Consider the following 18,240-nt stretch of genomic DNA (forward strand, 5'->3'; position numbering starts at 1 on the left):
TCGCAATTTGCAAAAGTCGCCTCGTAAAATTCGTTGTCCCCGTCTTTTATATTCATAACTTATTGTATTTAAAAGAAAAACAGTTTTGGCACACTAATCGCTTATCGACCGGCAACATCAACGGGAATAGAGCTGCTTCGATGTTGATCGACGATTCCGCCTGCGCCAGTGAACCGCTTAAATTGCTGTTGGTTGAAGATACCGACAGCGAGCGTTTCTATCTGTCCGAACTGCTTAATCAGCAGGGTTTTCAGGTCACCGAGTGCCGTGACGGCGAACAGGCCCTGGCCTGGTTCGACGACTGCCAGCCTGACATCGTGGTCAGTGATTGGCGCATGCCGGGCATGTCCGGCCTTGATCTCTGCCGCCTGCTCAAGCAAAAGGAGAGGCCGCCCTATGTGCTGATGCTGACCGCCAACAGTGATACGGCGAATCTGATCCAAGGCATTGAATCCGGGGCCGACGACTACCTGGGCAAGCCGTTCTTGCCGGCGGTGCTCAAGGTGCGCCTGCTGGCCGCCCGCCGTCAGGTCTGCCTGAACCGGCGACTGCGCACCCAGTACGATGCCTTGCGCGAAAGCCTGCGTAGTGAATACAACCTGCGCAATCAATTGCTTGAGGATCTGCAGAACGCCGCCAGCCTGCAACGGGCGCTGCTGCCCGCCAAGGGATTCCGTCACCAGGGCTGGTCCGGCCTTCACCACTTCGCCAGCGCCAGTCATCTGGCCGGCGATCTGTTCAACGTGTTTCCGGTGGATGAGAACCATCTGGGGTTCTTCATCGCCGATATTTCCGGGCACGGCACCGCCGCCGCCTTGCAGGCTTTTGCGTTGGGGCTGCGCCTGGGACCGGCCCATGTGGATTGGCGCAAACAAGCGCCCTCTGAAATTCTTTCCGTGGTCAATCGTCAGTTCACCGATCCAGGCCAGGGCGGGCAGTTCGCCACCGTGCAGGTGGGGCGGATCGATTGTCGAAGCGGCGATCTGGTAATCGCCAACGCCGCTCATCCCCGCCCGTTGCTGTGGCGTTCTGACGGCTGTAAGCAGCTTGATCTGGAGGGTGGCCTGCCCTTGGGGATCGAGCCGGAGTTCACCTATCAGGACCACCACCTTCGTCTGGAGCCGGGCGACCGCCTGCTGTTGGTCACCGACGGAACCTATGAAGGCAATCACGCCACCCGGGGCCGGTTTGGCGTGACCAATATTACCGGGACCTTGATGCAAACCGGGTGGTCGGCACCCGAGATGGCGTTGGAGCAGCTTTTTGAAAGCATCCTTACCTGGCAGGACTACAGCCTCCAGGATGACGTTTCCCTTCTTATGTTATGCGCCCCCGAGGCGTTCTAGCGGAGTAAATGAGCCATGCAGCCCTTTCATTTGCGATTGTCGGAAATGCTGTGGAGGAATCACGGCGTGGTCAGAGCCCTGGAACGGTATCTGGAAGCCAACGGCGTGCCGGAACTGGCTCGCTTCAAGGTGGTTACCTGCATGGTGGAGGCGGTGGCCAACGTAGTCTGCCACACGGAGGTGGCGCTCAAGGACATAACCCTCACCGTGTGCTGCGAGGCGGGTAAGGTGAGCCTGGAGCTGACCGACCCTTCCCATGTGTCGGACTTCACCTGGCCGATTCAGCAGCCGGGTGCCCTGGACCAGCGTGGTCGTGGTTTGTGGATCATCCATAACTGGATGAACGCGGTGAGCCATGTGGTGTGCGAGCAAGGCAGCCGCCTGCGCATGGAACTGATTTTCGCCTGACCGTCTCTCCTCCCTCCTAATATTCCTCCCGCTTTGCAATTCGCTACGCAAAACCCGCGTGGCGGTTTGCCCATTCCTTCGATTTTCGTGTAACTCATTGTTTCTTAACGTAAAAAAAGTTGGCCCACTTCGTGCTTTAGGAAACTAAGTGTGACAAATGTCACAACTAAAACGAGGAGCACGTCATGCAACAACAACATATCGTCGAATCCAACGCCCTGGTCGTCCGCCTTCCCAGCGAAGTTCTGATGTCACAGACCCCCACCTACCGGGCAGCACTGTTGCGGCACATGGATGACGGCGTGGAGAACATCATCGTCGATCTTTCCGGTGTGCGTTACATGGATTCCAGCGGGCTTTCCATTCTGGTCAGCCTGCACAAGAAAGCCCGCGAGCAGGGTGGGCGGGTGGTGCTGGTGTCACCGAACGACGGTGTACGGGCGCTGATCGAGCTGACCAGTCTTAACCAGCTTTTCGATATCTACGCCGATGAAAAGTCCGCCATCGAACAGTGCGTGATGTCCTGACCAGGCCGCCCATGCCGGGGAAAACCATGAAGACCTTTGGCTTTCTGATCGTTTCCACGCTGTGTCTTTCGGCCTGCACCACGCCGGCGATGCGGCCCTCGTCCACCTGTGACGTGCTACCCGACGGCAAGCGCTGCCACTACTTCGCCGATGATGACGCCTACGCCCGCGACCGGGGTCTGGTATCGGCCCCGGAACCGGTGCAAGCCGTCCCGGTCGGACCGGCCACGCCGGCCTGGGAGATGGGCGGCGTGGGTGATCCGGTGCTGTCCAACGGCGACCGGCTGGCCGTGAAGGTGCTCAATGGCGAGGAATTCAGTGGCGAGGTGGAAATCGATGCCAGCGGCCATCTTTATCTCGACTATCTGCCGCCGATCGCGGCGGCGGGGCAGCGGCTCGGCGCCGTTAAACAGCGCATCGCCGATGCCCTGGTGGAACAACAGTTGATGCTCGAAGGGGCGATCTTCATCAGCGTCACGCCGTTGAGCTGGGCGCCCATCGACATCACCGTTTCCGGGGCGGTGTTCGAGCCCGGCCAGCACACTATCAACCATGGTGAACGCCTTCCCGATGACCTGGGCAACCTGGAAAGCGGCGATCGCGGCGGCCAGCGTACCCTGGCGGCGGCGATGCGCTCCAGCGGCGGGGTCAGGCCGGACGCCGATCTGACCCGCATCATGGTACGTCGCGGCGAGCACCAGACCGCCCTGGATCTGAGCGCGGTGATGGACGGCGGCGTGGTGCCCCGGTTGCTCTTGCAGGACGGCGACCGCATCCACGTGCCCAGCCGTCGCATCTTCGATGAGGATCTGGCACGGCCCTCTCAGCTCACCACGCCCGGGGTGCGGGTCTTTATTTCCAACCTGACGCAACCGGCGGACAGCAACAGCGAGTCCTCGGTGAATTCGGAAAGCACCCGGTTGCCCTACGGTACCCGGTTGCTGGCCGCGGCCATGGCCGCCAACTGCGTGGGCGGTGCCCAGGTTTCCAATGCCAGCCGGCGTGTGATGCTGGTCACCGAGAACCCGCTCAATGGCCAGGTGGATATCGTCGAACGGTCGGTGGATACCCTGTTGGCCCGGGCCCGCAAGCCGGAGGTCAATCCGGTGATCCTGCCCGGTGACAGCCTCACCTGCTATGACTCCGGTGTCACCAATCTGCGCGAGCTGGCTCGCACCCTGACCGACATGGTGCTGCCGGTGCACCTGCTCGGCTTGTTGTAGAGGATCGGGCCATGAACCAGTGGATGGATCAAATCGGCAAATTCGGATGGGTACGCGAGCTGGTGGTGGAAGGTAGCGACCTGAGCCTGCGCGACCGTTTCAAGCTCTACCTGCGCATCGCGCTGCTGATGCTGGCGCTGATCTGGACCGTGGCGGGCGTGCTGCTCACCGTGAAGCCGGACAAGTACATCAGCCACTGGACGCTGATCCTGCCCGGCGCCGGCTCCGGTGCCCAGGTCAGTCTGGACAGCCTGGGGCAGGCCAGTGCTTCCACCAATTCGCCGTACGCCAGCTCGGCGATTGATCCCCGGGAAAATTACAAAGCGATCGTCATGAGTGATGTGGTGATCGCGGCGGCGGCCGCGTCGCTGGAGCAAACCAGCGCGGCGTTCGGGCAACCCAAACTGAAGTTGCCGACGCAAACCGGCCTGATGGTGTTTTCCTCCCAGGCGCTCACCGCGGAGGACGCCCGGGCCAAGGCCTGGGCGCTTTATCACAGCCTTCAGTCCACCCTCGACGAACTTCGCGAGGATGAAATCCGTATGCGCGAAGAAGGCGTGCGGAAAGGACTGGACGGCTTCGCCACCAAGGTCGGGCAGAGCCAGCGCAATATCGTCGCTTATCAATCCGAGCGCGGCCTGGTGTCTCTCGACCAGTTCAAGGAGCTGGCGATCAGCAGCGAACGGCTGCGTCAGAAGCGGATTGGCAGCGTCAGCCAGCTACAGGGCATCGAGGCCCGCGAGCGCAAGCTGATTGAATACCTGGGTCTGACCGCTTCCCAGGCCGGCGATGTGCTGAAGTTGAAGAACGATCAGCTGTATCAGGAGTTGCTGGTCAACGATACCACTCTGCACGCGGAAGCGATCCGGCTGGGCGGCATGCTCGGCGACCGTCACCCGCGCCTGATCGCACTGCGTCAGGAGCAGGAGCAGGTGCGCGGGGCGATGACCGAACGCTGCCTGGTGCTGATCGATAACTGCGGCACGCGGCTGATGAGAATGTTGTCCGCGGACGATGTGGATGGCCGCGCGCAACTGATGCAGCAGCTGATCAGCCTGGCCAGCGACGCGGAAGGCCTGCGCGAGGAACTGCGCTCCTTGGACGAAGAACTCCGAATCTGGGAAAAGCGCCTGGAAGAAAGCAAACAGGATGCGGCCAAGCTGGCGGAACTGAACCGTGAACACCAGCTGGCCAGCGCCGTTTTTACCTCGGCGGTGGCACGCATGGACGTGGGCAAGGCGGACATTTATTCCGCCTATCCGCTGCTGCAGATTCTTGCCAAGCCGTCGTTGCCGTCGTCGCCGGACCGCGTCGGTTCCCTGTTGATTCTGGTGGGCGGCGCCGCGGCGTCGCTGAGCGTACTGATCGGGCTGGGCCTGTTATGGGTAAGAAAACCGATTTTGAGCAAACTGCTGACGAGAAAATAGTCTGGTTCGCCATCGTCGGCACCTATGGGTTCTGGGTACTGGGCGCGGTTTACCTGGTGGCGCCGGTGATTGGCTGGGTGTTGTTCGTGCGCCTGCTCTCCCGGCAGCTCGGCGAGGCCCGGGGGCCGGCGGAACAACTGCCGCTGCCCCTACTGGCCTGGGCCGCCGCCATGGGCGTGATGCTGCTTAGCCTGGTGATCGGTCACCTGGACATGGGCCTGGGCCTGGGCAAGTTGATCAAGTCTTCCATCGGCTGGGCCAAGGGCTGGGCGCTGCTGGCGCTGTTTCCGCTGGTGGCGCGGTTGGAAATACGACCGGCGGTGATTTACCGCGCCGCCTGCGTGGTGTGCCGTTACACGGTGTTGTTCTTTCCGCTGTTCGTGGCCGCCTGGGTGTTGTCGTTGCCGACCACGCTTTATGTGTCGCCGCTGAAGCTGGTGGGCGGGCCTGGCCCGGAGTTCTTCAGTGTCAGCCTGTACGAACTCGATCCAGGCAGCGGCGCGCCGCGCTGGCGTCTGTTCACCCCCTGGGCGCCGGCCCTGGGCATGCTCGGCAATCTCTATTTCCTGTGCGCGCTGGAGGAACAGGACACCCGTTGGCGACGCTGGGGCATCGCCGGCAGCCTGTTGATGATCGTGATCTCCAAGTCCCGGCTGGCGATGCTGTGCTGCATCGGCCTGTATGGCCTGCGCTGGGTATTCCGTTATTACCGCCACCCGGGCACTTACTTTCTGGCCACGCCGGTGTTGCTGCTGGCCGGATTCCTGGGCGGCAGCATCGTGGAAAAAGTGCTGGATGGCGTGGAGGCCATCAAGTCGGCGCGGGCCGATTCCACCCGCGTCCGTGAAGCGTTGGCGGACATCGCCATCGAGCGCTGGTGGAACGAAGCGATCTGGTGGGGCCATGGCATCGTGGAACGGGGCCCGCACATGGTGGAGTACATGCCGATTGGTTCCCATCACACCTGGTATGGGCTGCTGTTCGTGAAAGGCCTGGTGGGGGCGCTGGCGTTGATGGCCGCGTTCCTGGTCAGCCTGGGCGCGCTGTTGCCGTGGGTGGCCCGGCTTCCCTCCGCCCGTCTTGGGGTGTCCATTCTCTGTCTGCTGCTGTTCTACACCCTGGGAGAAAACCTGGAGATTCTCGCCTACCTGTTCTGGCCGGGCCTGATTCTGCTCGGCCGCGCTCATATTGAAAGTCGCGCCGGGGCTTTTGCGATGCAAAATAGGAGACAACCGCAGGCCATATAATTTTATCAATAAAAACAAAGGGTTAAGAGAAAAAAAAACTGGCATGGAAAATGGATAAAGAGGCTCGTTATCCACTCGGACGAAGAGCACCATGAAACCGATCACCCTGGCCCGACAATTTGAATCCACCGCGCTGCTGCGCGGCATGATGTGGTTGGGCAGCGCGCAAATTCTGGGACGTTGCGTACGTCTGGGGGCCAGCGTGGCGCTTGCGCGCCTGCTTACCCCGGAGGTGTTCGGTCAGGCCGCTCTTATCCTTACCACGTTTGAACTGCTCGCCACCCTGATCCGCCGTATTACCAGCGTCACCCTGATTCCCATGGACGATGAGGAACTGGGTGCTCATATGAACCGCGCGCGCGGGATCAACGCGCGTGCCTGCCAGGCGGCTTTCCTTTTAATGAGCCTGGCCAGTTTGCCACTTGCGTTCTATTACCAGGACAACACCCTGATCGGGCCCATGGTGCTGATGGCCAGCGCTTACCTGCTGCAACCCCTGGGTATGTTGCACGCCGCCCTGAACCAGCGGCGCAACGACATGCGGGTGCTGGGACGGGCGGTGCTCTGGCAGACCATCGCCGACGGTATCCTGACCACCGTGCTGGCACTGCTGGGCCTGGGCATCTGGGCCATTATCGTGCCGAAACTGGCCTCCACCCTGGTATGGGCGGCGGTGCACCGTGCCGCCGTGCGCCCGCCGCGGCCATCCGCCCGCGTCGGTACGCAGCCCCTGGCGCGTCGCGGCATCGAAACCGGTCTGGCCGATTCCGCGGTGGCCCTGCGCTTCAGCATCGATACCTTGTTGATCGGCTACTTCCTTGGCATCCAGGCGGTGGGCATTTACTTCTTCGCCTATAACACCGCCCTCGGTATCAGCCTGGGCTTGATCCAGAGTTTTGGCATCGCCTTCTATGCCCGGCTCAGCGGCACCGCCCGTGGCCGGGCATCCGGGCGGGCTCAGTTTCTGGGCGGGCTGTCCACCATGGCCCTGGTGACCTGGCCGCTGATTTTGCTGCAGTGCGCGCTGGCGCCGTGGTATCTGCCGCTGGTCTACGGCCAGCAATGGATCGATGCCGGAGCGCTGCCGATTTTCCTCTGCCTGTGCCTGTCCGCCCTGGTGCGCCCGATGGGTGAGGCCGCTGGTCAGTTGCTGCTGGCCAACGGTTTGAGCACCGCCAATCTGATTATGAATCTTGTCTTTACCCTGTTGTTGACCGCGGCCATCGCCATGGCCGGTCGCTGGGGGCTTGTCGAGGTGGCCGCCGCCGTACTGGCGTGTCATCTGGTGGGCATGCCGGTGATGGCGTTCTACGCCTGGTCAAGGTGCGGCCTCCCGGCCGCGATCATGAAGGGTAATGCCTTACCCCCTGGAGATGCATCATGATTCCCATTCCCACCGTTTCCGTCATTATGCCGGTCTATAACGTGGAAGCGTTCGTGGCCGAGGCGATTCAATCCGTATTGCGTCAATCGTTTCCGGATTTTGAGCTGATCATCGTCAACGATTGCGCCACCGATGGCAGCCTGGCGATTTGCCAGGGCTTCCATGATTGGCGCATTCGTATCGTCAACCACGATGTTAACCGGGGGCTGGCGGCCGCTCGTAATACCGGTATCAACCATGCGCGCGGGGATTTTCTGGCGTTCCTGGATTCCGACGACATCTGGCATGGCGATAAACTGATGCGACATGTTCAGCATTTCGCGGTGGACCCGGAAATCGGTCTGAGCTTCTCGCGCTCCAGTTTCATGGATTCCAAAGGAGCGCCGATCCGCTGCTATCAGATGCCGAAGCTGTCCGACATCGACGCCGCCCATCTGTTATGCCGCAATCCGATTGGCAACGGCTCGGCGCCGGTGCTGCGGCGGGAGACCCTGGAGGCGATCCGTTTCGTGGGTGAGCGTTGCGGTGAGCCGGTGTCCTGCTATTTCGACGAGGCATTCCGGCAGTCCGAGGATATCGAATGCTGGCTGCGGATCGCCGCCACCACTTTTTGGCAGATCGAGGGCATTCCGGAACCGTTGACCTTCTACCGGCTCAATGAGGGGGGGTTGTCCGCCAAGCTGGATCAGCAGCTCGCCAGCTGGGAAAAAATGATCGAGAAGGCGGAGCGGTACGCGCCGGATCTGGTCGCTGAACACGGTCGCCGTGCCCGGGCTTATCAATTGCGTTACCTGGCCCGCCAGGCCATCCGTTTGAACGATGGCGTTGCCGCCGCGCGTTTTCTAAAACGCGCCGTGGCCGCCGATCCCTCCATTCTGAAGGAAGAAACCGCGCGCACTTCGGCCACCGCCGTGGCCGCTTTCCTGCAGCGCTGTTTGCCGGCGTCACTCTATGGCTATTGCGAGCGGGTAGGGCAGGCCGTTATCGGCTGGCTGCAGCGCCGCCGGATTAGCCGCGAGGGGGTGCATTCTTCCTTACTGTAAACGCGCTGGACTGTTGATGGCAGTCTCTCTTTGGGCCTCCTTGCGAGGCCCTTTTTTTATCGAGAAAAGACAAGCCGATGGAGATTTTGGATGAGCGCGCCGCAGAGCGCGAAGCAATTTGCACACGGTGGCCGGATTTAATAATAAAAACCAATTAAATCAACAAGTTAAAAGTTGGCCCGAGGTATGCAGTAAGAGCTGTGAAAAGAACAATTCAGGAGAGGTTCCATGGCTTTTACACACTCACTCCATAGCCGCCCCCAAATCGCCGCAGGCGTACGGGCCGTGGACCTGATCGCCTCGGTGGTCTTGTTGATGGCCGGCTTGCCGTTGCTGCTGGTCGCCGTGGTCTGGCGCCGGTCACGGGGCCTGGCGGTTTTCGAGGCGGTTCACATCGTCGCCGGCACCGGTGCCGTCGTTACCCAGCGCCAGCTTGCCGGGGCCGGGCCCTGGCGGAGCTATCCGTTTCTGCTGAACGTGCTGCGCGGGCAAGTGTGCCTGCTGGGGATCGATATCCAGTTCGCCCTGGGCGTGCCGGTGGTCTACCCGGCGATGCCGGGTCTGCTGTCGGTGTCCCGGTTGCAGCAACGCATGGGTCTGGGTTTCGAGGATTCGCAAGCGGTGGCGTTGGCCTGCCAGGGCAGTGTGCGCCTCTATCTGCCGGCGTTGGCCCGGGCCCTGTTGTGCCTGTTGCTGGTGCCGCGCCAGCCTGCCGTTCGCGGCGATGAAATCCGGCTGTTTGGCGTGCGTATCCGCAACATGACCATGAAGACCATGCTGGAGGCGCTGTGCAGCCAGGCGCAGTGGGGTGGCGAGACCCGCCGCTATGCGTTCGTGAACGCGGATTGCCTCAATATCGCCTATCGCAACCGTTCCTACCGGGACACCCTGGCCGGCTGCGAGGCGGTGTTCGCCGATGGTATTGGCGTGCGCCTGGGGGCCGCCATGACCGGGCAGGGGGTGCGCGACAACCTCAATGGTACCGACATGTTTCCCCGCTTGTGCGAGCGGCTGGCGGAGAAGGGGCTGGGCGTCTATCTGCTGGGTGGCCGTGACGGTGTCGCCGAGGAAGCGGCTCGCCGGATGCGGGAGCGCTTTCCGAACCTGATTATCAGTGGTTTTCATCACGGCTATTTCGATGCCATCGACGCCATGGAGGTGATTGATGACATCAACCACAGCGGCGCCGCCGTGTTGCTGGTGTCCATGGGCGCGCCAGTCCAGGAAGCCTGGATCGAAAAATACCAGGACCACCTCAGGCCGCGTGTCTGCATGGGCGTCGGTGGCCTGATGGATTTCTATTCCGGCCGGGTCAGCCGCGCGCCGCTGTGGGTTCGTCAGATCGGCATGGAGTGGGTATGGCGTCTGAGCCAGGAGCCGGCGCGTCTGTGGCGGCGCTATCTGATTGGCAACCCCCTGTTTTTGTGGCGCGCCTGGCGGGAACGTCGTGCCGCTGGTCGTGCCGGTGGCCGGCGCCCGGGCGGTGACGCGGCGCCGTGGCACCCGCCGGTGCGTGCCGGTCGTCGTGGTTGTTCCCGCCACCGCCGCCGTTTGCGCCTGGTGCGTGCCGCCAAACGTTCCCTGGATATTCTGGTCAGCGCGTTGGCGATCCTGATGCTGTCACCGCTGTTGTTGATGGTGGTGACCGCGATCCGTCTGGAATCGCCGGGCCCGGTGTTCTTCAAACAATGTCGGGTGGGCAAGGACGGTCGTCCGTTCAACATGTGGAAGCTGCGTTCCATGTACACCGATGCGGAGCAGCGCCTGGCGGAGCTGCGCGCCGTCAACGAAATGCAGGGCGGCGTGCTGTTCAAGATGAAGCGTGACCCGCGCATCACCCGGGTGGGGCGATTGATCCGCAAGGCCTCCATCGATGAGTTGCCGCAGTTGTGGAATGTGCTGAAAGGCGACATGGCCCTGGTGGGCCCGCGGCCCGCCTTGCCCCAGGAGGTGGATCAGTACTCCCTGGATCACCGTCAGCGCTTGGCCGCCCGGCCCGGTATCACCTGCATCTGGCAGGTCTCCGGACGCTCCGACATTCCCTTTCAGCAACAGGTTCATCTGGACATGGAATACATCCATGACCAGGGGTTCTGGACCGATGTGATGCTGCTGGTGAAAACCGTGCCGGCGGTGCTTCTCGCCCGCGGCGCCTACTGAGGAATCGACATCATGGAAGCCATTGTCTTCGCCAATCGCAGCGGCTGGGAGCTGAGCCCCCTGGACCGGCGCTACTGCCCGGCCCTGCTGCCCATCGCCAACCGCGCGGTGATTGAATACACCCTGGACGATCTGGCGCAAGCCGGGGTGTCCCGAGTGAGGCTGGTGGTGTCCAACCAGGCCCGCGAGATCGAGGCGCTGGTGGGCGCCGGGGAGAAATGGGGCCTGCGCGTGGAGTATCACCTGAGCAAGGTGGAGGAGAGCGTCACCGCCGTGGTGCCCCGCCTGGGCCTGGACCCGAGCACGCCGTGCCTGTTCGTGCGCGGCGACGTGCTGCGCAGCCCGAACCTGAAGAACCTGATGGTGATGGCCACGTCTCTGGACGGCGAGGTGCTGCAGCCCTTGCTGGGCCGTCGCAACGCCGGCATCGCCATTCTAAGACCCATCAGTGAGCGGCTGGGGGAGCTGGAATGGCCGCTGATAACGCCGGCGGATACCCGGGGCAGGGTGATCGAGTTGCTGCCGGGCGATTGCAATACCCTGGAAACCTGGCGCGACCTGCTCGATGCCAATCTGCTGGTGGCCAGCCATGCGGTGCCGGGGCTTTCCCCGCGGGGGGCGGCGCGCCCCAGCGCCGAGGCGGTGTTCTTCACCGGCAGCCACTGCCGGTTGCCGGCTCTGGCGCCGCAAGCCGGCGGCGGCGTGATCGGTGAGCATTGCACTCTGGACAAAAGCTGCCTGCTTCAGGGGGTGGTGGTGATCGGCACCGGAGCGGTGGTCGACCGCGCCTGCCGTATCCAGGATGCCCTGGTGATGCCGCACACCTACCTGGGGCCAGGCCTGGCCCTGGAAGGCAAGATCGTTTGCGGCGATCTGCTGCTGGACCCGGCCACCGGTGGCTGGATTCAGGTGTCCGACCGGGATCTGCTGGGTGACAGCCGCGTCGCCACGACCCGGCCGGCGGAGAAAACACCGCCCCTGGAAAGAACGGTGGCCCTGATCGGTCTGACCCTGACGCTGCTGCTTTCACCGCTGTTGCTGGTGACCGGTGGCGCGTGGCGCCCGGAAAAGCGGCGCCTGTTCAGCAATGGCGGCCAGCACCGGATGGGCTGGGTGCTGGGCGGCGGGAACCGTGGTTTGGCGTTGCTGCCGCTGCTGGTTCTGGTGGTGCGTGGCGACCTGCGCCTGTTCGGCGCGGATCCGTCCCGAGGCATCGAGGAGGCCGGTTCCCTGGGGGTCTGGGGTCCGGTGCAACTGTGGCTGCACAGCGGCGCGTCGGACGAGGAGGTGGACATCGTCCAGCGCCACTTCCGCACTCTGAGCCCGCTGCGCCAACTGGCCATGCTGTGGCGCTGGCGTCGTCAGGCGCGCCGCCGTCCCCAAGCCGACGATACGACCTTGACCGCCAGCAGCGCGATTCCGGGAGAACCCTCATGACCACGATTCTTACCTACGGCACCTTTGACCTGTTCCACTTTGGCCATGTGCGGCTGTTTGCCCGGCTGGCGGGGAAGGGCGACCGGCTGATCGTCGGCGTATCCACCGACGCCTTCAACGCGCGCAAGGGCAAGGCGGCGTTCTTCAGCTATCAGCAACGGGTGGAGATGGTGCGCGCCTGTCGATATGTGGATCAGGTGATTCCGGAACGGCACTGGGATCAAAAGGCGGACGACATTCTCAAGTACGGCGTGGATATCTTCGCCATGGGCGACGACTGGCGCGGGCATTTCGATCACCTTGGCGTCCATTGCCGGGTGCTTTATTTGCCGCGCACGGAGACCGTTTCCACCACCAGCATCAAATCCAGTCTCGCGGGCGCACTGCCCGTGGAGCATGGCTGAACCCTGTTCAAGAGGAACCGACTATGTGGCGGAACATACTTGGCAAACTGATCTACTTCATCAGCGGGTGGGTGCCCCGGCAATCCCACAAAGCGGTGTTCGGCTGCTATCGCGATCTGTTCACTGACAACAGCAAGTACCTGTTCCTGCATTACAGCGGTGCTCCCCGGGTGCGAGCGATCTGGATCAGCGGCGATGATTATCTGGTGGAGCGGCTCAATCAGGAAGGCCATGAAGCCTACCATCGCGGTTCCTGGCGCGGCCGCTGGCACGCGCTTACCGCCGGTGTTTACTGCTACAGCAGTTACGTGGGCGACATTAACCAGTGGCTGTGCCGAGGGGCTTTTCTGGTCAACCTCTGGCATGGTTCGCCGCTCAAGGAGATCGAATTCGACATCTCAAATGGTCCCCTGGCGGATCGTTATCGCCGAACCCATCCGGGGATGCGCGCCTGGCGCTATCACCAGCTCTATCTGAAACCGGACCTGATGCTGGCTCCCAGCTTCCGGGTGGCGGATTGTTTCCGCTCCGCGTTCCGTCTACCGGAGCATCGGGTACGGATTGGCGGCTACCCGCGCACCGACTTCGCCGACAGCCCGGAGATGGCCGCCAACCCGCCGCTGCCGGCTTTCTGCAATGGACGCCGCCGGATTCTCTATGCGCCGTCCTGGCGGGACGGCGCCAATGGCAACCCCTACCTGGAGGCTCTGGATTGGCCACGGTTGTCCGATTGGCTGGTCGAGAATGACAGCGTGCTGCTGCTAAGGCTGCACCCCAATGAACGGGAAATGGCGAGGGATCTGGCGAAATATCCGTTCATTGTCGATATCAGTCACCGGGAAGACATCTATGACCTGCTGCCGGACCTGGCCCTGGTAATCACCGATTATTCATCGTTGTACATCGATGGTTTGCTGTTCGACGTGCCGGTGCTGTTCTACCGATTCGATCATGCCTGGTACGCCAGCGACTGCCGGAAAGCGTATGCCTACAGCCGGGATCTGCCGGCCGCCGGGCGGGTGGTGGGCGACTTCGAGACGCTGTTGGCGGAGCTGCAACGCGGCTATTGCTTTGATCGCAATCAGAACCGCACCGGGCGGGCCGCCCAGCGCAATCAGTTCTGGCAACCCGGGTTGCCCCGGGCGTTCGAAGTGATTGACCGCCAGTTGGGATGGTAGTGCGCGGTTTGGGCGCGGTGGTGGTCGCGGTGCAATCAATCTGCTATTACTACGGGGCGCCACTTGGGGGGCGCCGGCGGGCTGCTCAGCCCTCCGTTCCCAAGGGGAAATACAGAATAAATCGGTGTATACCATGGCTGCGACACGTTGGGGCGGCGACCACAATGGTGAGTCGCAGCGTCGGGCATTGCTCAAGGCGCTATTGATCATTACCGCGCTGTGCGGTGTGTTGTTCTTCGTGATCAACAGCCGCCGGGGCGTGATGGTGCTTGCCTATATGGAGCTGGGGGCGGCGGTGGCTTCCCTGGCACTGTACGTGGTGGCGCGGCGCACCCGGCGCCTGTTGCTCTGGACCCTGCTCTATCTGATCCCCTTCCTGACCATCATGATGGTCGCTCTCTACATACCGGGTTCCTCTCCCACGGTGTTTTTGTGGGTGTACATCGTGCCGGTGCTTTGCCATCTGTTGCTGGGCCAGCGGCTGGGGCTGGCGGTGTCGGTGTTTTATATCCTGGTGGCGCTGTTCCTGTTTCTGCACAAAAACCCGGACTATCTGTACCGTGGCCAGTTCGCGGAGATCGCCAACATCACCTTGTCCCTGGCGGTGACCCTGGCGTTCGCCTACATCTACGAACTCAGCAGCCATCGTTCCCGGTCCGACCTGATGGTGATGGCGTCCACCGACCCGCTCACCCGGCTGGCCAATCTGTACCGCTTCCGGGAGGCCTTCGAGCATGAGAAACGCCGGGCGCTGCGGCTGGACTCGCCACTGAGCGTGTTGGTGCTTGATCTTGACCATTTCAAGGCGGTCAACGATACCCACGGCCATAAGGTCGGCGACCTGGTGCTGATTCACGTTGCCCAGCGGCTGCGCGAGCGCTTGCGTGCCACCGATTTACCGTGCCGGGTGGGCGGCGAGGAATTCACGGTGCTGCTGCCCGACACGGATCGCAAGGAGGCGGTGGTGGTGGCGGAAACCCTGCGTGAGCTTATCGAGTGCCAGCCTTACCGGGGTGGCCGGCTGGTGATCCCGCTGTCGTGCAGTATCGGCGTGGCGGAATGGGGCACCGACGGCGACACCATCGACGAGCTGGTGGAAGCCGCCGACCAGCGCCTCTATATCGCCAAACAGCAGGGTCGTAACCAGGTGGTGGCGAGCGGTTGAACTCTGGACGTCCGGCGGGGCCTTACCGATACTGAGGCGACACTTTCCCGCAAGGAGACGGTGATGAGCGAAACACGGGTAGAGAAGGATTCCCTGGGCGAGATCGAAGTACCGGTGGAGGCGCGCTGGGGCGCGCAGACACAGCGGGCGGTGAATAACTTTCCAATCAGCGGTCGGCGTCTGCCGGCCCGCTTCATTCAGGCGGTGGTGCGCGTGAAGCGCTGCGCCGCCCAGACCAACGCCGATCTGGACCAGCTTGACGAGCACAAACGCGCCGCCATTGTCGGCGCCTGCAACGAGCTGCTGGAGGGCCATCATCTGGATCAGTTCCCGGTGGACGTATTCCAGACCGGCTCCGGCACCAGCACCAACATGAACGTCAACGAGGTGATCGCCCACCTGTGCCGGGACGCCGGCGCCGAGGTGCACCCCAACGACGACGTCAACCTGGGCCAGAGCAGCAACGACACCATTCCCACCGCCCTGCACCTGTCCTCGGTGCTGGCGGTCACCGAGCAGCTGCTGCCCGGGCTGGAGCATCTGATCGCCACCCTGGGCCTGCGCGCCAGCGAGGGCAAGACGCTGGTGAAGACCGGCCGCACCCACCTGATGGACGCCATGCCGGTGACGGTGGAGCAGGAGCTGCGCACCTGGGTGCTGCAGTTGCAGGGCGCCAGCGAGCGGCTGGCCCGGGCCCGGGACGAGCTGCAGGGGCTGCCCCAGGGCGGCACCGCGGTGGGCACCGGCATCAATGCCCACCCGCGCTTTGGCGAGTGCTTCGCCGCCACCCTGGCGGATGACACCGGCCGGCCTTTCACCGCCTTGCCCCATCCGGCCCTGGCGCAAAGCGCACTGGACGCGCCGCTGAATCTGTCCGCCGCCCTACGCGGCCTGGCGGTGGTGCTGATGAAGATCGGCAACGATCTGCGCTGGATGAATTCCGGGCCCATCCACGGCCTGGGGGAACTGCAACTGCCCGCCACCCAGCCGGGTTCCTCAATCATGCCCGGCAAGGTCAATCCGGTGATCTGCGAATCCGCCACCATGGTGGCGGCCCAGGTGATCGGTCTGGATCAGGCCAACACGGTGGCGGCGCAAAGCGGCAACTTTCAGCTCAACGTGATGCTGCCCCTGGTGGCCACCAACCTGCTGGACATGACCGAATGGCTGGCCAATAGCTGCCGCAACCTGGCCGACCAGGCCATCGAGGGCATGACCTGGAACCGGGAGCGCCTGGCCGAGGGGGTGGGCCGAAACCCGATTCTGGTCACCGCCCTGAACCCGGTGATTGGCTACGAAAAAGCGGCCACCATCGCCAAGGAGGCGTTCGCAACCGGTCGTGCCGTGATCGACGTGGCCGCCGAGCACACCGATCTCGGCCATGATGAGCTGAAACGGCTTCTCGACCCGCTCAAGCTCACCGGCCCCGACCCGGAATAAGCCGCGACGCACCGGTCACGCCGCCGGGGTGACGGCGGCGGCGGCCTGTGCCAATCTTTCGCCCCCTAATAAATAGCAATTTCCGGCCACTTTTTCGGACCGGAACCTTTTGGTGATGGAGAGCAAGCATGAGCAAAGACCTGACCATTGATCGCACCCCCGAGGCGGTGGAGTCGCCGTTGCTGATCCATAGCATCCTGGAATCCGGCGTGCGGTCCGCCCCGGATCAGGAAATCGTCTATGCCGACCAACGCCGGCTGACCTATCGTGAACTGGGACAGCGCGTGCACCGGCTGGCCGGTGCCCTGGCCTCCCAGGGCGTCAAGCCGGGCGACACCGTGGCGGTCATGGATTGGGACACCAACCGCTACCTGGAAGCCTTCTTCGCCATTCCAATGATGGGGGCCGTGTTGCACACCGTGAACGTGCGGCTCAGCCCGGAACAGATTCTCTATACCCTCAACCACGCCGAGGACGACGTGATTCTGGTGAACCGGGAATTCCTGCCGGTGCTGGAAGAGCTCAAGGACCGCATCGAGACCGCCAAGACCTTTATCCTGCTGGATGACGAGGGCGGTAACCTGGACAGCCAGCTGGAGCTTGCCGGTGAATACGAGGCCCTGCTTCAGCAGGCACCGGACCATTACGACTTTCCCCTGCTGGACGAAAACACCCGCGCCACCACCTTCTATACCACCGGCACCACGGGCCTGCCCAAGGGCGTGTATTTCTCCCACCGGCAATTGGTGCTGCATACCTTCGCCGGTCGCGCGGCGCTGTCCGGTTCCGGCCATGGCCGGCTCAATCAGGACGACGTTTACATGCCGATCACGCCCATGTTCCACGTGCACGCCTGGGGCGTGCCCTACGTGGCCACCCTGCTGGGCGTGAAGCAGGTGTACCCGGGCCGCTATGTGCCGGAAAGCCTGCTCAAGCTGCTGCTCACCGAGAAAGTCACCTTTTCCCACTGCGTGCCCACCATCATCCAGATGCTGCTGCAGTCGGAAGCGGCCAAGAGTATCGACCTGAGCGGCTGGAAGGTGATCATCGGCGGTTCCGCTCTGGCGCGACCGCTGGCCAAGGCCGCCCTGGCCCGAGGCATCGATATCTACTCCGGCTACGGCATGAGCGAGACCTGCCCGCTGATTTCCGTGGCGCTGCTGACCCCGGAACTGGAAAAAGCCGACCCGGAAACCCAGGCCGATTACCGCAGCCGCACCGGCCGGCCGGTGCCCATGGTGCAGTGGCGCATCGTCGATACCGACATGAATGACGTGCCCCACGACGGCAAGAGCCAGGGTGAGCTGGTGCTGCGCGCCCCCTGGCTGACCCAGGGTTACCTGAAGGACGAGGAAAACTCGAAAACCCTCTGGCACGGCGGCTGGATGCACACCGGTGACATCGGCGTGATCGATGGCGACGGCTGGCTGCGCATCACCGACCGCATCAAGGATGTGATCAAGACCGGCGGCGAGTGGGTCTCCTCCCTGGATCTGGAAGGCCTGATCCTGCAGCACGACGGCGTGGCCGAGTGCGCGGTGGTGGGTGTCGAGGATCCCAAGTGGGGCGAGCGCCCGGTGGCCCTGGTGGTCAAGGGCGGCGAAGTGGACGAACAGGCGATCAAGGACCTGGTGGCGGGCTACGCCGACAAGGGCGTGATCAGCCGCTATGGCATCCCCGATCGGGTGGTGTTCGTGGACGAACTGCCGCGTACCTCCGTGGGCAAACTCGACAAGAAGAAAATGCGCGCCGAACTGGTGTGATCGTCCCCGGGGCCGGTGTTCACCGGCCCCGTCCCGCCTTCCCACTCAGAAATTCCGATCCTCCCGACGCCAAACGGTGTACCCTTCG

Annotated in this window: 15 protein-coding genes; all 15 read left to right on the forward strand. The window is 63.0% G+C overall.

Going from position 1 to position 18,240, the window contains the following annotated elements; all coding sequences use genetic code 11:
• Positions 1-140 precede the first annotated feature (140 nt).
• The 15 genes from ACLD02_RS01340 (at position 141) to ACLD02_RS01410 (ending at position 18,152) form a co-directional block, all read left to right on the forward strand.
• Entirely contained in the window at positions 141-1,346 is a 1,206-nt protein-coding gene (locus ACLD02_RS01340; RefSeq protein ID WP_203104205.1) for a SpoIIE family protein phosphatase, read from the forward strand.
• A 66-nt stretch (positions 1,347-1,412) separates the two neighbouring features.
• Positions 1,413-1,754: an ATP-binding protein gene (locus tag ACLD02_RS01345; RefSeq protein WP_410297744.1), complete on the forward strand. Its 342-nt coding sequence runs from the start codon at positions 1,413-1,415 to the stop codon at positions 1,752-1,754.
• Positions 1,755-1,939: 185 nt separating this feature from the next.
• Positions 1,940-2,281: an STAS domain-containing protein gene (locus tag ACLD02_RS01350; RefSeq protein WP_410297745.1), complete on the forward strand. Its 342-nt coding sequence runs from the start codon at positions 1,940-1,942 to the stop codon at positions 2,279-2,281.
• 26 nt (positions 2,282-2,307) lie between these two features.
• The gene (locus tag ACLD02_RS01355; RefSeq protein WP_203104198.1) at positions 2,308-3,504 is read left to right on the forward strand and encodes a polysaccharide biosynthesis/export family protein; all 1,197 of its coding nucleotides are present in this window, start codon (positions 2,308-2,310) and stop codon (positions 3,502-3,504) included.
• An 11-nt stretch (positions 3,505-3,515) separates the two neighbouring features.
• On the forward strand, positions 3,516-4,931 hold the full coding sequence (locus tag ACLD02_RS01360; protein ID WP_203104195.1) for a hypothetical protein: 1,416 nt from the start codon (positions 3,516-3,518) through the stop codon (positions 4,929-4,931).
• Positions 4,886-6,178: an O-antigen ligase domain-containing protein gene (locus ACLD02_RS01365; RefSeq protein ID WP_410297746.1), complete on the forward strand. Its 1,293-nt coding sequence runs from the start codon at positions 4,886-4,888 to the stop codon at positions 6,176-6,178. The genes ACLD02_RS01360 and ACLD02_RS01365 overlap by 46 nt, the downstream gene beginning before the upstream one ends.
• Positions 6,179-6,269: 91 nt before the next feature.
• Entirely contained in the window at positions 6,270-7,562 is a 1,293-nt protein-coding gene (locus tag ACLD02_RS01370) for an oligosaccharide flippase family protein (RefSeq protein ID WP_410297747.1), read from the forward strand.
• Positions 7,559-8,605, forward strand: coding sequence for a glycosyltransferase (locus ACLD02_RS01375; protein ID WP_203104187.1), 1,047 nt, complete (start codon positions 7,559-7,561; stop codon positions 8,603-8,605). The genes ACLD02_RS01370 and ACLD02_RS01375 overlap by 4 nt, the downstream gene beginning before the upstream one ends.
• 285 nt (positions 8,606-8,890) lie before the next feature.
• Entirely contained in the window at positions 8,891-10,765 is a 1,875-nt protein-coding gene (locus ACLD02_RS01380; protein ID WP_410297748.1) for a WecB/TagA/CpsF family glycosyltransferase, read from the forward strand.
• A gap of 12 nt (positions 10,766-10,777) precedes the next feature.
• Positions 10,778-12,202, forward strand: coding sequence for a sugar phosphate nucleotidyltransferase (locus ACLD02_RS01385; RefSeq protein WP_410297749.1), 1,425 nt, complete (start codon positions 10,778-10,780; stop codon positions 12,200-12,202).
• Positions 12,199-12,606: a glycerol-3-phosphate cytidylyltransferase gene (tagD, locus tag ACLD02_RS01390; RefSeq protein WP_203104180.1), complete on the forward strand. Its 408-nt coding sequence runs from the start codon at positions 12,199-12,201 to the stop codon at positions 12,604-12,606. Before ACLD02_RS01385 ends, tagD begins: the two co-directional genes overlap by 4 nt.
• 23 nt (positions 12,607-12,629) lie before the next feature.
• Entirely contained in the window at positions 12,630-13,784 is a 1,155-nt protein-coding gene (locus ACLD02_RS01395; RefSeq protein ID WP_410297750.1) for a CDP-glycerol glycerophosphotransferase family protein, read from the forward strand.
• Between the two features lie 133 nt (positions 13,785-13,917).
• On the forward strand, positions 13,918-14,949 hold the full coding sequence (locus tag ACLD02_RS01400) for a sensor domain-containing diguanylate cyclase (protein ID WP_203104176.1): 1,032 nt from the start codon (positions 13,918-13,920) through the stop codon (positions 14,947-14,949).
• A 63-nt stretch (positions 14,950-15,012) separates the two neighbouring features.
• Positions 15,013-16,389 (forward strand): class II fumarate hydratase, encoded by a 1,377-nt coding sequence (locus ACLD02_RS01405; RefSeq protein ID WP_203104174.1) that lies wholly within the window; start codon positions 15,013-15,015, stop codon positions 16,387-16,389.
• A gap of 128 nt (positions 16,390-16,517) precedes the next feature.
• Positions 16,518-18,152: a fatty acid--CoA ligase gene (locus ACLD02_RS01410; protein ID WP_410297751.1), complete on the forward strand. Its 1,635-nt coding sequence runs from the start codon at positions 16,518-16,520 to the stop codon at positions 18,150-18,152.
• The last annotated feature ends 88 nt before the right edge of the window (positions 18,153-18,240 follow it).

The organism is Alloalcanivorax sp. C16-2 (genome assembly GCF_046507615.1).
Lineage (GTDB): Bacteria > Pseudomonadota > Gammaproteobacteria > Pseudomonadales > Alcanivoracaceae > Alloalcanivorax > Alloalcanivorax marinus_A.

Coding starts and splice junctions, on each gene's coding strand:
- ACLD02_RS01340 (WP_203104205.1), top strand. CDS start 141: ATGTTGATCGACGATTCCGCCTGCGCCAGTGAACCGCTTAAATTGCTG.
- ACLD02_RS01350 (WP_410297745.1), top strand. CDS start 1,940: ATGCAACAACAACATATCGTCGAATCCAACGCCCTGGTCGTCCGCCTT.
- ACLD02_RS01355 (WP_203104198.1), top strand. CDS start 2,308: ATGAAGACCTTTGGCTTTCTGATCGTTTCCACGCTGTGTCTTTCGGCC.
- ACLD02_RS01360 (WP_203104195.1), top strand. CDS start 3,516: ATGAACCAGTGGATGGATCAAATCGGCAAATTCGGATGGGTACGCGAG.
- ACLD02_RS01365 (WP_410297746.1), top strand. CDS start 4,886: ATGGGTAAGAAAACCGATTTTGAGCAAACTGCTGACGAGAAAATAGTC.
- ACLD02_RS01370 (WP_410297747.1), top strand. CDS start 6,270: ATGAAACCGATCACCCTGGCCCGACAATTTGAATCCACCGCGCTGCTG.
- ACLD02_RS01375 (WP_203104187.1), top strand. CDS start 7,559: ATGATTCCCATTCCCACCGTTTCCGTCATTATGCCGGTCTATAACGTG.
- ACLD02_RS01385 (WP_410297749.1), top strand. CDS start 10,778: ATGGAAGCCATTGTCTTCGCCAATCGCAGCGGCTGGGAGCTGAGCCCC.
- tagD (WP_203104180.1), top strand. CDS start 12,199: ATGACCACGATTCTTACCTACGGCACCTTTGACCTGTTCCACTTTGGC.
- ACLD02_RS01395 (WP_410297750.1), top strand. CDS start 12,630: ATGTGGCGGAACATACTTGGCAAACTGATCTACTTCATCAGCGGGTGG.
- ACLD02_RS01400 (WP_203104176.1), top strand. CDS start 13,918: ATGGCTGCGACACGTTGGGGCGGCGACCACAATGGTGAGTCGCAGCGT.
- ACLD02_RS01405 (WP_203104174.1), top strand. CDS start 15,013: ATGAGCGAAACACGGGTAGAGAAGGATTCCCTGGGCGAGATCGAAGTA.
- ACLD02_RS01410 (WP_410297751.1), top strand. CDS start 16,518: ATGAGCAAAGACCTGACCATTGATCGCACCCCCGAGGCGGTGGAGTCG.